This is a genomic window from Bifidobacterium bombi DSM 19703 (assembly GCF_000737845.1).
GTDB classification, from domain to species: Bacteria; Actinomycetota; Actinomycetes; order Actinomycetales; family Bifidobacteriaceae; genus Bifidobacterium; species Bifidobacterium bombi.
Genome location: NZ_ATLK01000001.1, coordinates 1,575,370 through 1,590,630 on the forward strand (window position 1 = coordinate 1,575,370; position 15,261 = coordinate 1,590,630).

The window sequence follows — 15,261 nt, forward strand, 5'->3', positions numbered from 1 at the left end:
CCGGGGTCGTCATCCCAAGACATTGATTGCGCCTAGAAGACCTGGACTTTTTCGACCCAGAACGAATTTCCTGGCAGGGAATTGATCGGCACCCAAACCAGGAGATCCTGTGTGGTGACTTTCTGCTTGAGTTTTACCTCCGTCGTGCCGCTCTGGTCGAAGCTGAACTGTGCCACTTTCTGGCCTGAGGTGGGTTTGTTGGTATTCGCCATGAGCTGCGCATTGCCGCCCGAGGAGCGGATGGTGATGACGAACCGCGAAACGGGTTGTGGTTGGTTCAGATGGATGTGGTAGCCATATCCCTGCTGACCGTCCGTGTTGTCGATGAAAGACTGGCTCGCGATGGTATATGGTGTCGTGTTCTCCGGTTGCGGCGCAGGTTTGGGTTTGGCTGGAGTATCCTCAGTCCGTCCAGATCCTTCTTCGTCCTTATTCCCTTTGAACGGCACCTTGTTGACGTCGATCTTCGGCCATGGACCCGACTGTGAATTCTGCTGTCCCAAGCCTCCAAGTCCGCTGCTATGATTGACCAGACCGAGCATGGCGAAACCGAGGGCTGCGATGAGCAGCAAGGCCACGAGCACCACGACGATGATTTTGGTGGTTTTATGTTTGAGCGCGGGAGAATCAGTGAATTCCTCCACCTTCTCGACCTGTGAGGCAGGGGTGAAACTAGGCGGGAGCGCGCCGTCCGCGTTCAACCGTGAAGCGTCCCTTTCTTTGATGAGGGCGCGTGCCGATTCCTCGCCCGGCCTGATGGGGGTGCCTGCCTCGGTGAAAATGGGGATGCGGCTGGTCGCCTGAAATGCAAGGAAATCATTTTGAGCGCCTTCTGGAGCTGCACCGTTGAACGAACTCGCCAGCAATGGCAGTCCGGTGCGGGTCTCGTCAGCTTCGGCCTCGACCTCGGAATCGGCTTTAGCACCGGCTTGTTCGCGTGTCGAATCGTGTTTCATCGACTGAGCATCCATGGCGGATTCGGGCAACCCATTGCCCGGCTTATCCGTGGTGCCGCCGTCGGCAGCGTCATGATCCACAGCCGATAAGCCGCCTGCGGGGTCGCCGGCATTCTGGTCGATACTGATACGTGTGTTTTGCGTGAAGGGGACGCCTGGACGCGAAGCGAATTCGGGGCCGCTTAGTCCGGTCTTGTCGGCCTTGGTTTTTCTGAAGCCGGGAAACAGTGAATTATCTGCGAAAGCATCCACTGGTTTAAAGGCCTGTGCCATTTCGGCTGCGGCGATGTCGTGAAAGTCCAGTCCGGCGGTATCGGAGGTGCTGTCCGCTAAGTCCGAACCATCGCGAGTGCCCTGGGTTGGCTGGCCGTCGCCTGAGGTGCGTAATCCGTTGTTTTTGCCTGAAATGACCGACCTGAAGGTACGTGCCGTGGCGTTGGCCGTCTGCTGTGGTCGGCGTTCGGCAGCCCCGCCTGATTCGGGGTGTCCTGTGGCCTGCCGGTCATCGGCTGGATCATGGATTGACGGAATCGGTTCGTTGCATGCGCCTGGATTGTTCGAATCCTGCGAGCTTTCCGGTTCACCATCGGCGGTTCCAGTCTCACCGGAGAGATGCGCTATGAGCTCTTTCGTGATGGGCAGCGCGTTGCTGGCACCTAACTGTCGTAATGCCGTACGCTCGATTGTCGCATCGGCGTCTGTCTGTTCGCCTGAGCCCATGCCGCAGGCATCGATTGCGTTGGTGCGAAGGAGCTTATTTGTGTTGGAACCTCTCACCGTCGTCGACGATCCCAGCAAAGTCATGAGTTCGGAAAGCGAAACCAAGGAGATGCTGGAGGAATGGTCGAGGTAGACAACATCAAGTCCGCGCTGGCAGATGAGACTAAATTCCTCCGGTGTGTCCTCGGGGAGCTGTTCCAAGTCGAAATTAGGGATGTCGGCGCTGGCGCGGTCGGTGATCATCGCGTAGAGCAATGAGGCGGTCTGATAGATGGCCGTGCGTTCGGCATCCATCTTCGGCGTATGCAGCAGGTCAATGAACATCGGGCTCACAGGAGCGTCCGCAATCTGGATGCCGTCCGTGCCGATGCGAATCATGTCGGTGGTAAGCGTGGGAAGGGCGATGCCGTCGGAAAGCAATTGCCGCAAGCCTTCCGTGACTTGCATCGTTATCAGGCGCATGGATTGGAAGTCCAACCTGCCATGCCCGCTGCCGGTCCCCAGGCAGTCGCTGAGGGTTACTCCGGATTCCATTTGCGTGACCAGCACCGCAGCCTTATGCACGTACTGCATCGAGCTGACCTTGGTGAATCGGTTGTTGGTGGAGAGCGCGAGCGATGAGGCGATGGCCTCCACTTTGGAGGTGATGGACGTGTCGGTGATGACGAACAGTTGCCTGTCCTGGTCCAATACCGTGTCCAAGACGCGCCAAGCCTCGAATCCCGGGGTTCTGCGAAGCGGAGAAATCAGCATGTATCGATCGATTACAATGTCCTGTGATTTCAGTTCCATGTCTGTTCCGGTTCTGTTTGTCGATAATGCGGGTTCGAAGACCTTTCCTAATTCAATATTAACGTCGGGAGTGGCCGAGTCAACGTTGCCCGACGGTGTTGTGGAGGCGTGGGCCCCACTGGCGTACTCGTCGCCGGCCGCACCGCTTGTCTGGCCGAAGACAGGTGACGTCCGACTGTTCCGCGCCTGGCCTCGATTTAAAGCATTGGGGTCTTTGATGCTTCGGTTCCCAATGTCCCCGGCTGAAGGGCGTTGAGGAGCGTTGCCTGAGCCGCGGGAATCAGCCGCCGCTGATGAGACGGCGAATGACGGCGGCATGGAGGCCGGTACGTAGGCGGATGCTTCGCGGTCCGTCTTACGTTCATCGGCTGTGGATCGGCCGTATCGGTTGGAGACGACTTTCCTCGATGCGGGCTCCGGCGGCAGGGTGCAGTCTTGATCGGAACCTTCCTCTAGGTCTCGCCGCGCCTGACGTATGCCGGTGGGAGCTACGGCGGTGGTGTGCCCATCGATGTCTTCGTTGGACTCCTTGCGGGTGACGCGGTTTGCTTTCCGATTGTCCGTTCCTCGGTTGGCGATTCGTGATTTTATGATTTCCAACGAGGAAGACAGCTCTGGCGTGCGCAGCACCAGCAGTGTGCCGACGTACAGCAAGATAACCACGATGCTCTGTATGATGCAAACCCCGATGGATTGAATCCAACTCATATGTCCCGATCCATCATGAATGTATGCTCCGAACAGTGAATATACGGGGTTTCTCATGGCAAGCCCTCCGACTGCGGCGACGCAACCGGCGACAATCGCCTTGATGGAAGTCGTCAGCACCCTTGTGCCGTCGATGTGGCCGTCGAAACGTCGGCGCAGCATGATAATGAGGGCCGGGCAGGAGACCATGTAGCTCGCCGTTATGCTCATTCCCAGCAGCGTCACCCAATCCTCCTCGCGGATGAACAGGGTTCCCAGGAGTAGGATCCCAATTTGGGACAGGTACTGCAACGTCACGAAAAGAAAGGGGTGATATCCGTCTTCGAAGGCGTAGAACGTACGCTGGATGATGAGGAACAAGGAGCTCAGAGGGAGGCCGAGTGCCAGTGCCACCAAGGGGCCGCTCATCAGCAGCGCCTCCTTTAGGCTGATGGAGGGCAGAAGCGCCAGGGAGATGGGCACCGGCATGACGACGAATGCGGCTGTGAAGAAGCACATGACCAGCCAAACATTGCGTAAGGAGCGACTGAGCGTCACCCTGGCCGAATCGACGTCACGATCGGCTACGAACTGCGCGATACGGGGGAATATGGCCGTGGCCACCGAAACCGCGATCAGGGAATACGGAAGGACGTAAATCGTGAAGGCGTTCTGGTAAGTGGCGTTCCCGGCCACTTCATACAGACTGGTGCCGTAGGCTTCGTGGGCCTTGAGTGGCGCGCTTGTACTCACCCGTGTGTTGATGATCGTCGTGAGCTGGTCCATGACCACTATCCCAAGGCTCCACGCCGCAACAGGCCCCATTTGCCGCAGTCCGATGCCGTGCACGCCCAATCGCGGTCGATAATGGATTCCGAGTTTGAACAGTGGAAGGAACAGTACCAGCGCCTGAAACGCGACGCCGAGTGTCCATGTCCCGGCCGTGAGCGCGATTTTCTCTTCCGTCCAGAATCCGAGTGGCTGTTTGTCGGCCTTGCCGAACATGAGTATGAAGACGGTGAAACCGACGCAGCTGATGACGTTGGCGCCTACGGAACTCCATGCATACATGCCGAAATGGTCTTTTGCCGCAAGGATTTGGCCGACCACCGTGTACAGCCCATAAAAGAATATCTGCGGAACGCACCAGAAGGTGAACGCCGTGGACAAGGCGAGCATGTCCGATCCGCCGTTGACGTACAACCTTGTCAAAGCCGGAGTGAGTGCCGCAACGACACCGGTGACCGCCAACAGTAGAACGATTGCGAAGGTGATGAGTTTATTGAGCTGTTCCTGTGCGTCTTTGGATTTGAGGGTACGCACGATCTGCGGCACCAATACCGCATTGAAGATGCCGCCCGATACCAAAGTGTAGATGACTTGCGGAATCTGCGATCCAGCTTGGTAGGCGTTGGCGGCCAGCCCGGTGGTCCCCAACGCGGCGGCCAGCAGTATGGTCCGCACCTGCCCTGTGATGCGGGAGGCCGCCGTACCGGTGGCCATCACCATGGAGTTATGTCCTACAGAAGAGCTCATTGATCGGAATCCTTTGTAACGTGGAATTGCCGCCATAGACCGACCACAGCCAGCAGTAAGGCGAAAGCGATGAACAGCCAGCCCGTCACGTCGCTGATGCGCAACGTGGAGGTTATCTTCGTGGATTGCGGCGAAGAGAACACGACACCCGAGCGATCGAGTAGATTCATGTGCGCCGTGGCCGTCCCCGACGTGGAGACGCGCACAGTGAAGGTCGTCTGCGACGTGCCTTTGGCTGGTACGGCGACCTCCTCGAACCTTGACGTGACGATTTCCATGGAGTCCGTGAGTGATGAGACCTTCACCCGCACCGGATAAGGCAAGTCGTTGGTTACATTGACGGGCATCGAGGCCGTTTCACTCACCACGGTTAACGGTTCCGACTGGCTTATGCGCACGCTTTGGAACAGCCGATCGGCCAAACCTCTGGCATCGTCCGTAAGGTGGTTGGCACTTTCGGCTTTCGCGGCGTCATCATCGCTGCGTGCCGTTGGTCCCTTTTCATCGGTTTTCTCCGGCTGGTGTATGTGCGCGCATAGTGCGTGAAAGGCCAGCTCGTTATGCAGCGAGGTGACGGCATTCATCCACGTGCCAGAGTTTTTGGTGCGATTGGCGGTTTCCTTGGCGTCCTGACGTGCGAGGGATTGAGGATCGTCGTTCTTCTTCTTGCCGTTACTGTCTGCTTGCCTTTCCTCGTTGCTCCCCAAGCCGCCTGTAGGGGAGGCGGGCGCATCAAGCACCGAGGATCGGAAACGCTCGATATCTGCGGCGCTGCTTTTCAGAGACTCCAGATTTTGAGCGAGTTGTTTCGTATGTTGCTGGCTCATCTCCGCCGACTTGGGGAGCAGTGCCGCGGCCTGCTCGCCTGATGCATAGGCCTCTGCCTTTGTTAGGGAGTCCAAGTCGGTCAATGAAAGCCAGGTGGCCTGCTCGAGCGAGCTCATGATGGTCCCGTTCTCATCAGCCGTGCGTGATGGTGAAAGGCAGATGAGCACATTGCGGTTCGAATACGGTTGTTCCATTTGATAGAAGGCGCTCTGCGCCAGAAGCCTGGAAATTCGACCAGCTTCGCTTTGCTCCGCCGCTGCAGACTTGTCGGAGGGGTTGCCCTGGGAAAGCTGGGTCAAATCGCGTTGCGCCGCGACAAGTGTGATTTCGCCCGCAGGGGTGGGAACGGAGTATATGTCGGAATGTATGGCTCCATCCCCGTTGTCTTCGATGCCGCTTTGCGCGATGGCGGTCGTATAGCCCTGTTCCCGGGCTCTGGAAAGCGCGTTGAGCGTCCAAGTGCTGTCGCCTTGCCAGGCATAGGCGGAGGGGGATGCCGAGGCGTCTCCCACGGCGGTACGATATTGGGCGGTAGCGGCTTCGCTGTTCCACATCGATGGGGATACCCCCGCCGCGTTGTAGTCTTCGGGATTGCCGTGTGCGCTGAATGCGGTGATGTCGAAATTCCCCGGCTGCATCACGCCGCTTGATTTAGGTACCAATTTCAGCGTCTTGGCATATGACGGATCGGTGACCACTTGGAGCTTGGGATGGTTTTCGACGAGTTTCTGTACGTCGTTCAACGTGGATCTCGTCTGCTCGTCGGTGGCTTCTCCGCCGTTACGCAACGCTTCCGACGCTTGGATGCCCTTGTCGCCGCTCATGAGCGCATCAACGGCCTTGCCGTCCAGTCGCCATGAGATGTCGGTGAACGGCATGACCACCGTGGCCTGCATCGGTGGGGTGTCGGCGGTATTCAGACCGTCCTTTGAACGTGTAAGGAAGGTGCGCAGGCTTGCCGTCCGGTCAAGGGCGATGGGATCATGCCCAATGAAATAGTCTATTCTCACTGGTTTTGGCCCCCATGTCTGCAATGCCTTGAGTGTGGTTTGGTCGGCGTTGGCATCCACGCTCACCGTTGTCGTGCCATTGACCGGTATTTCAGGCACATCGGCGCGACCTAGCTCGTTGGAGGTGGGGATGGTGTTCTGGGCGCGCGCCCAATCGTTGAGGTCGGTGCGTGATACGAAGTTGTAATATGTGTTCGTCGCGGCGCGGAGCAGTCCGGCTTTCAAGACATGGTCGCTTTTGTTGGCGATGGTGACTTTAATGTGGTACCCGGAGCTTGCACTGACCACGGGCGTCGATGAGGTGAGTGTGAGCGCTGCCTGCGGCCGCGGCTCGGCGGATTGAGGGACCGCCGATGCGGGAGCCGGCTCCACGGCCAAGGTCAAGAACAACGAGAGCATGATGGTGATCAGGATGACGGCGCGGCTGGCCAGGCGGCACGTCGACGCCCTGTGAGCGTGAAGGTGTTTCATTGGCCCTGCCTGTTCATCTTTCTGGCATATAGCCATACTATTTTACGTTCGTTAGGGTAACTCAGCACCTTGTCCAGATCTTCGAAATCCACCCACTTTGTATCCTCGGCTTCGTGATCAGGATCGCCTTCCACTGTGAGGAATCCTCCGACCTTGCGTAAAGCGAAATGATGCACCAGCTTGTGGACGCGCTCATCCGTGCCGGTGAACCAATAATCCGTGGTGGCGATGGAGGTCACCACCACACCCAGGATTCCGGTCTCCTCGTGGATTTCGCGGACCGCCGTTTCCTCCGGCGTCTCGCCTTTTTCTATATGTCCTTTCGGCAAGCACCATTCCAGATGGCCGCTGCGTGAATGGCGCGCTATGACGGCTACACGGTTCCTATCATCGAAAATGAGCCCTCCTGCAGAATACTCTCGCACGGCCGGTAGCTCCTGGGCATCCAGCGAAGCGAATGTGGTGTGAGGTCCACCTTGGTGGATTCGGGCCATCAAGGCAGGTGTGGGAGTCTCTTCCGTCGTGTGCCATTGATCGGTTCCCTGCCTGCTGCCTTGCGGTGGTTTCTTCCCCTCGCCGTCTTCGCTGTTCAGCGCCGCCCTTAATCTACGTAGTGACGCGCCGTCAAAGGCTTGGCCCAACTCTGTTTCTGGGCCTGAAGAATACAGCAGTGAGTCAGGTTCTAAGTTGTCTTGCGGCCCGGAATCGTTGATTTCGCGTTTTTGGGCGCGCTTGCCCGCGGCCTTGGCTACCATGCGAGCCATGTCTGCGGGTGTTATCATGCTTCCTACTCTACTCAACCCGCTGTGCAGATGGGGTGAAGGTATGCTAGAAGATAGTAAAAATAGACTTTAAACGGCTGTTTTGCTTGTTTTAAGGAGTTACATTGGATTTCGAGGTATGGCCTGAGGCCATTGAACTGGGACGCATGTTCGAGCAGGAAGGACATGAACTGGCTTTGGTCGGCGGCCCTGTGCGCGATTTGTTGCTTCATCGGGCGAGCCACGATCTGGACTTCTGTACGTCGGCGCGTCCGGAGGAGTTCGAGCCGATTCTCAGACGTTTCGGCCATGACGGCTTCTGGGACATGGGGCGTAAGTTCGGCACCTTGGGTGCCATGCGGCGTCGTGCTGATGGTACGGAGGTGAAGGTCGAGGTCACCACGTACCGCAGTGACAAGTATGACCCTGATTCGCGCAAGCCGGCAGTCAGCTACGGTGATTCGCTCGAAGGCGATCTCTCCCGAAGGGATTTCACCGTAAACGCCATGGCTCTTCGTGTCCCCGATCTTCGGTTCGTGGACCCGTTCGGCGGTGCGAACGATATAGCCAAGGGAATTCTGCGCACCCCTGTGGATCCGCGCCAATCCTTCGAGGATGACCCATTGCGCATGATGCGTGCCGTCCGTTTCGTGGCTCAGCTGGGTTTCCGCATCGAGCCCGATACGGCAGTGGCCATAACGGAGATGACCGATCGCATCGAAATCGTCTCCGCGGAACGTGTACGTGACGAATTGGTGAAGCTGCTGCTCTCCGAACGGCCACACGAGGGGGTGGAGGCCTTGGTCGATTCGGGTCTGGCCGACATCGTGCTTCCCGAGATTCCGGCGCTTCAGCTTGAGATTGATGAACATCACCGTCATAAGGACGTTTTTGAGCACACGCTTAGGGTGCTTGACCGTGCCATCGCTCTGGAGACCGGCCCCGACGGTCCTGTCCCAGCACCGGATCTCACATTGCGCCTTGCGGCGTTGCTGCATGACATCGGCAAGCCAGCAACCCGCCGCTTTGAGCCGCGGGGCAAGGTGAGTTTTCATCACCATGACGCCGTGGGGGCGAAGATGGTGCGTAAACGCATGAAGGCTCTGCATTTCGACCACAGTATGATCGATGATGTCAGTGCCCTCGTCAATATGCACCTTCGTTTCCACGGCTACGTCGAGGAACCGTGGACCGATGCTGCCGTACGACGCTATGTCAAGGATTCAGGACCGTTGTACGAGCGGCTCAACAGACTCACCCGCGCCGATGCCACCACACGTAACCGCCGTAAGGCGCTCATATTCGAGCAGGCGATGGATGAGCTTGAGAGCCGTGTGAAGAAGCTTAAGGAGCAGGAGGATCTCAACGCCATCCGTCCCGACCTGAACGGCAACGACATCATCGAGATACTCGGCGTCGAGCCCGGTCCAATGGTGGGGCGTGCCTACAGGCATATGCTCGATTTCCGTCTCGACCATGGCCCGACGAGCCGCGCCGAGGCGCAGGCCGAGCTTGAGCGATGGGCTCGGGAGCAGGGCTAGCTTCATGCTGGTGTCGCGTACGGCGGTGCGCCTACCCATCCACTGAATTTGGTCGCTTGTTCGGTGGCGGTACGGTACGGCTCTCGGTACCGGTGTCGGGGTCTAAGGCGCCGCCAGCTGTCGTGAGGCTTGTTTCTTGGGCATATGCCTAGCCGGCGTCCATGTTTCGAGGGCTACATGATGCGCCGTTCGCCAATATATGGGTTCGGATTCCTCCGGTTTCGTCCGCCTTGGCTTCAGCTGTTCTGGTCGCCCTCGGCGGGGGCTGGAGGAGCGTCGTGCACAGGTGCACTGGGCAATTTTGCCTTATCGACCTTATCCAGGTTCGTGCAGCCTTTGAGGTTCTTGATTTTCGCGTTTTTCGCCGGTATTTGTTTTTTGGATACCAGATCGTTGAATGAAGTGCCCAGCACGACATCGACCAGGGCGTCCTGCCGGTTGTCCATCACCATTTGCGCATCGGAGAAGTTCGCGAGCACGGTGTATGCCTGATAGATGTTGTTGACGCCGTAATAGATGGTCGTGCGTTTCACGTTCTGCCGTGTGTAATTCGATACGGAAGTGACGTTGAACAGTCTGTCGGTTAGCGCTTCGCCGACAGCGCCGGCGAAGCCGCGGGACTTTGTACCATTAAGGACACGTACATACACCGTGGAATTGGAAGGATAAGCCGCCTCGTTCCTATGCTCGTTCAGAGGCGCGCAGACCGAAGCCGCGCCGAAGTTGGTGTCGGCCTGCTCACTAGGAGAGGTTTGGGCTTTGCCGCTGAAACCATGCAACTCGAACAACACCGAAACGATGAGTGCCACGGCCAGCACCGCGGCCACAAAAGTGAACACCTTGACCTGACGTCTGTGCACGTATTGCTTACGCTCTTCGCGTTCGTCAATGTTTCGTTGTGGCATTCCCGTTTCCTGTCGATCTGCGCTTGTCCGTCGTGCTGGCTGCCGCATCATCCAGCGACATCGCAACCCTCTTGCAGTATATTTTACCGACACTCCATGACTCGTCCGCCACATCATGGCGGTCTTGTGCATTACGGCTGGAGTCGGTCGTGCAGGTCGCAGGCTCGTGCCAGCGATGAAAACTCCTCAACCGTCAGCGTTTCGCCGCGTCTTGTCGGATCGATGCCGGCATCGGAGAATTCCGCCTCTGTCACCATTCCCTTCAGTGCGGCGTGCAGTGTTTTCCTACGTTGTCCGAAAGCGGCGTCCACAAGCCGGAACAACGTCTCGCGTGTGGGACGGAAGGTGCCTGAAGTGGTCGTGCCGGTGTCAGAGGTGCGGGTGAAGGAGACGAGCGCCGAATCGACGTTCGGTGCCGGCCAGAACACGTTGCGCCCAACGAGTCCGACCCGTTCCGTTTCGCCGTACCATGCGAGCTTCACACTTGGAGCCCCGTAGACCTTGTTGCCGGGCTGTGCCGAGAGGCGGTCGGCGACTTCTTTCTGCACCATGACCACGAATCGGTTCAGATTTGGGAAGCGCTCAAGCAAGGTCAGTAAAACAGGAGTCGCAACATTATAGGGCAGATTCGAAACAAGGGTGAATCCGTCCGTGCCGCCGCCCACGTGCCTGTTCACCTCGTTTGACGAAGCTCTGTCGCCGGAGTCTGCGGCGTTTTCAACCGTGCAGACGGCCGTGTCCACGGCGGTGGAGTGCGATGGGCATCGCTCGTCGTTGTTCGTCGTTGTGAAGTGTGGTAGGTCCCCGGGTTGCAGTGTCAGCGCATCTGCCTTAATCACGGTGAGCCGTTCAGCTGCCTGCGGCATGTATTCTGCAATCGTACGGGGCAGTCGTTCCGCCAGAGCGGGGTCGATTTCCACGGCGGCGACGTTGGCGCCTGTCTCCAGCAGGGCCAGTGTCAATGAGCCCAGACCTGGCCCTACTTCCAGTACATTCGTGCCTTCGCCCACTTCGGCTTTGCGGGCGATACGCCGTACGGTGCCTGGGTCGATGACGAAATTCTGCCCGAATCTCTTGGTCGGGCTGATACCAGCCTCCGCCGCAATACGGCGGACGTCCGCGGCTCCCAACAGTCGCGCCGCGCCGCCGGTCCGGTCTGCCGAACCATCCGTGTCATGAGACGCCGCCACGCTTTCCGACACTGTCATGTCCTTTTTTTCGCTCGTCCTGACTTCACCTGGTCTATCCATCCGATCGGATGCGTCCGATTGCTCGTTTCCCATGACCTTCAATCTACACAATGCGCCGGAACCAGAGGATGGCCGTTGCACGCATGAGGTGGCGCTGGGCATGACGCTGCGACGATGTTTTGGGGTCGAAACGCTGCCCAGATTCACGCGGGTCGCAGTCCGATTCTCTATGGAGCCGTCCTTATACGTAGACCGTGCAGACCTGGCGTTGCGCCATCATGTACTGGGCGAAGGCAAGTCATGCCCTGCCTCGCTATACTTGCATGACTTGCATGACTTGCATGACATGCATGACTTGCATGACATGACCCTTAGTACCAACTCTGCGTTTGCCAAACCCTCCATGCCTCGGATGGACTCCCGTAACGGCTACGGATGTAGCTCAGGCCGATGTTGATTTGGACGCCGGCATCGTCACGGTAATTCGGCACCGATGCATAATAGTAGTCAAGCAACTGGGGAATGCCGAGAGCAGTGGATTTCGGGTTCTTTTGCCACCAGCACCAGCCGGACTCATGGTCCCACAACGGTACCAAGGCGTTGAAGTCCTGGTCACTCCAACCCATCTGCCTCACCGCGCCTCTGGCATAGGTCTGTGCGACTTGAGGGGATGCGTGCCACATGCCGTTATCATTGCTGGCCGGTGGTGGAGTGGGTGTGGGCTGTGGTTGTTGTGCTGGTGGATTTGGTGTGGGAGCTGGTGCCGGTGAAGGCATCGGATTCTGTGAAGGGGCAGACGGTGTTTTCTCCTTGTCCTTTTCGCCGCTGCCACTTGAAGCCCCGCTGTCGGTTGCTCCAGTGGCGCCCGAGCTGGATGTGCCGCTGGACGTGCCGCTGGACGTGCCGGATCCGTTGGCCTTGTCTTTACCGGAGTTCGGTGCGGGGGCAGGAGCCGATGGACCTACCGCGATGACCTGGTCGACGGGTGGGGTCACGATCGTTTCCGATGTCAGTGTCCTGCTTTCGGCAGCGCCGTCCACATACGTGACCTTAAAGTTCTGACGTTTGACTCCGTCCGTGCCTTGTTGGCGGATCTCGCTGGCACCCGGTGAAAGCGCAGAATCCACGATCGTGCGGGTCCCGTAGGGGAGCGCGACATCCAAGGTTTCCTCGCCATGCGTGACACGCTGCACGCGCAGTATGGTCTTCCCGTCGACGTCTTCCACGCTTACGCGGTCCTCTTTGCCCAGTGTGATGCCTTTCATATCCAAAATCGATGCAGCCGTAAGTTTCCCGTTGGGCACTACGGATGTCTTGCCGTCGGCGATGACGGTCACCGGACCCGATCTGTTGATTACGAACCCGCCGGTGAGCTGGTTGTATACGTTGTTCACGTTGACCGTGACTCTGGAGGCCCGTGCGTCATTGGACTTGAAAAAGCCAAGGAGCTGGTCGGCGCTGGAAGCCACGGTCCAAAAAGGTACCTCCTGGCCATCGATGGTGATAGTCGCCTGATATGCACTTTGCATATTGACCGTGTCGTGGTTGCGCAGGGCTCCGTTTGATGTTGACTTGACCATGTCGTGCGTCCTCATTTTGACGCCATTTGTCTGCAACAGTCTATCGACGCTTTGCGTATACGTGGTGACCGTGTGGGTTTCACCGTTGATGCTGAGCGCGACGGTTTTTCGCGCTCCCAACGCGAATGCCGCGATGCATGTCAAGGTCACCGCCGCGACGCATATGATGATGCGCATACGTCTGAGAGTCGTGAATCTCTGAGGTGTCCAACGACGTTCCATGCGCTCTCCTGATTCGGTTTCGGTTTATGTTCCGCGTAATCCATCTTAACTTGATGCGTCATAAATGTAAAAGTAGGTTGGCGATTGGGATAATCCGTCGTCGGCCCTGGCACGACCGGTGAAGTAAAAGGGCGGGAGTGAAGGGGGTACTCCCGCCCTGAAGGCGGGATTTCGGGTAAATAACCCCGCCAGTTGGCAGAAACCGCATATATTCAGGCCTCTGCGCCTTACTCGAGAAAAGAGATCAATTCAACACCAAGTTGCCTGCCCCTTTGCTCAGGTGAGCCTCCTGTCGGGATCGAACCGACGACCTGCCGCTTACAAGGCGGCCGCTCTGGCCATCTGAGCTAAGGAGGCAATGCGTCTTAGGATACCGACGCATCGTTATACGAGAATAAGCCTAACTCGTGCTCTACCGAGTCTGGGCGTGTCGCGTGTCGTGTTTGAAAGCACCGAAAACGGGTTTGACGTTCGCAGTGCCAAACTAGACACGATAAAAGTTCTTGATGCTATCGTAATGTCAAATGTGTTTTTTCGGAATTATTGATGTGAATTTCTTGTTTCTCCTGATTGTTTGTTGAATTCTTCCATTGAGCCATATGCGCAATACGAGAACGTTTTTATGCTATGGAAAAGCATGTGGAGAGTCAAGCGAGAGTATTGGTTTTTGTGTTGTTGAATCCTAATTGGTGCAGGTATTTTCGTGCTGAGTGTTCCTACGGGGAAACGACGTGTCGATTTGACAGTGTCCGTCAAAGTTTTACAATTTTACGGTATGTGGAGGTGTTATGTATCTGGTTGGTTTGGATAGGTACGGATTGTTGGTTCATACAACAGGCGACTTATAATTGTAATGCTTCAATGAAGAGCATAGGTATGTGTGTTTATGGCGGTGCTGTCATAAGGTTTGAGGCATTTTGGAAAACTGAAGGCAATCGATATGGAGTCAGGAGCTGAACGCGGCGCCTATACGGCACGCAGGTACGTCCGGAACCAGGACGCTAAGTTGGTTCAACCGTCTGATGTCGCCGTCGGCTCTGATAGACGCTACATGGATGCGCGCTCTCGTGAGTCGCTGCACCACCGCCGTAAGGCGAGGGAGCGTAAGTGGCGCCGCCGGATCATTATCATGACTCTTGCGGCGAGCATTGTCTTGATTTGTACGATAGGTGTGTCCTTGCAACAGATTTTCGAGCAACGTCAGTTGCAACGCAGTATCACCGAGCAGGACGCTTACAACGCGTTGCAGGAAGTGAAGGTCGTGCCCGAATACGCAGATAAGAAAGGCGGCATAATGCTTTCGCGCAATGGGTATGGCTCGCAAATCAACGGTGTGCCGACCGTCGAGGTCTTCATGGATCCGCTCTGCCCCGGCTGCAAACTTTTTCTTCAGCAGATGGATGGTACTTTGGAAACGATGGTCGCCGCCGGTCAGATCAATCTATCGGTCCATCCGGTGGCCTTCCTTGACCGTCTGTCAACTGACGATTACTCTTCACGCACTGCTGAAGCCATCGCCTATATCACCGATCATGATTCCAATTCGGAGCATCTTATGAATTTTCTTCAGAACATCTATTCATCGGATTTCATGCCCCGCGAGTTACCTGATTATAAGCCGGTGAGCAACGACAGTCTGCGTGATCAAGCCATCAAGGCCGGTGTGCCTGAGCCGGTGGCGCGCAAGGCGTTCAGCGGCGAATTCAAGGAATGGGTTGACCGGAGTAACGACTATACCAAGCGTCGCAAGGATTTGATGGCCAAGTCCGGCAAATTTGCCGGGAGAGTGGCTACTCCGTCCATTGTATGCAACGGGCAGTTGGTAGATATCAACAAGCTGGCGGATGAGGGACTGTCTTACAAGGATGCCGTGTTGCAGACGGTGGGCCTTACCGATGGGCAGGTCGGCGGGTCCGACCAGTTGCCGAGTGTCGGTGGTGAGTCCCGATAAAAGCCTGTTGCTGCTGAACTTCATGACTTGTCCCATCTTCGACGCGATGTCGCGAGCATCCATGTATGCGTCGATTCCTTCACTTCCATGGATGTGCTCGGCGTCACCATC

8 protein-coding genes and 1 tRNA gene are annotated in these 15,261 nt (G+C 57.2%); 2 read left to right on the plus strand and 7 right to left on the minus strand.

The window, feature by feature from the left end; genetic code table 11:
- Positions 1 to 32: 32 nt before the first annotated feature.
- The 3 genes from BBOMB_RS07685 to BBOMB_RS08425 are packed head-to-tail and all read right to left on the minus strand — an operon-like array spanning position 33 to position 7,782.
- A complete protein-coding gene (locus BBOMB_RS07685) occupies positions 33 to 4,691 on the minus strand; it encodes a murein biosynthesis integral membrane protein MurJ (RefSeq protein ID WP_081867338.1) in 4,659 nt (1,552 codons plus the stop codon).
- Complete coding sequence (locus BBOMB_RS06020) at positions 4,688 to 7,000, minus strand: DUF6049 family protein (RefSeq protein ID WP_052377523.1); 2,313 nt, start codon at positions 6,998 to 7,000, stop codon at positions 4,688 to 4,690. The genes BBOMB_RS07685 and BBOMB_RS06020 overlap by 4 nt, the downstream gene beginning before the upstream one ends.
- Positions 6,997 to 7,782, minus strand: a complete 786-nt coding sequence (locus BBOMB_RS08425) for an NUDIX hydrolase (RefSeq protein WP_044087566.1) — start codon at positions 7,780 to 7,782, stop codon at positions 6,997 to 6,999. The genes BBOMB_RS06020 and BBOMB_RS08425 overlap by 4 nt, the downstream gene beginning before the upstream one ends.
- Before the next feature lie 104 nt (positions 7,783 to 7,886).
- Here BBOMB_RS08425 and BBOMB_RS06030 point away from each other — a divergent pair, with 104 nt between their 5' ends.
- Complete coding sequence (locus tag BBOMB_RS06030; protein ID WP_044087568.1) at positions 7,887 to 9,302, plus strand: CCA tRNA nucleotidyltransferase; 1,416 nt, start codon at positions 7,887 to 7,889, stop codon at positions 9,300 to 9,302.
- Between the two features lie 236 nt (positions 9,303 to 9,538).
- Here BBOMB_RS06030 and BBOMB_RS06035 read toward each other — a convergent pair whose 3' ends face one another.
- From BBOMB_RS06035 to BBOMB_RS06050, 4 genes are all read right to left on the minus strand, one after another.
- Positions 9,539 to 10,207, minus strand: coding sequence for a LytR C-terminal domain-containing protein (locus BBOMB_RS06035; protein WP_044087570.1), 669 nt, complete (start codon positions 10,205 to 10,207; stop codon positions 9,539 to 9,541).
- A gap of 131 nt (positions 10,208 to 10,338) precedes the next feature.
- Positions 10,339 to 11,415, minus strand: a complete 1,077-nt coding sequence (locus BBOMB_RS06040; protein ID WP_081867421.1) for a ribosomal RNA small subunit methyltransferase A — start codon at positions 11,413 to 11,415, stop codon at positions 10,339 to 10,341.
- A gap of 353 nt (positions 11,416 to 11,768) precedes the next feature.
- Positions 11,769 to 13,199 carry an aggregation-promoting factor C-terminal-like domain-containing protein gene (locus BBOMB_RS06045; protein WP_044087571.1) on the minus strand — a complete coding sequence of 477 codons (1,431 nt, stop codon included), beginning with the start codon at positions 13,197 to 13,199 and terminating at the stop codon, positions 11,769 to 11,771.
- Positions 13,200 to 13,482: 283 nt separating this feature from the next.
- Positions 13,483 to 13,556, minus strand: a tRNA-Thr gene (locus BBOMB_RS06050).
- 583 nt (positions 13,557 to 14,139) lie between these two features.
- Here BBOMB_RS06050 and BBOMB_RS06055 point away from each other — a divergent pair.
- On the plus strand, positions 14,140 to 15,150 hold the full coding sequence (locus BBOMB_RS06055; protein WP_052377524.1) for a DsbA family protein: 1,011 nt from the start codon (positions 14,140 to 14,142) through the stop codon (positions 15,148 to 15,150).
- The last annotated feature ends 111 nt before the right edge of the window (positions 15,151 to 15,261 follow it).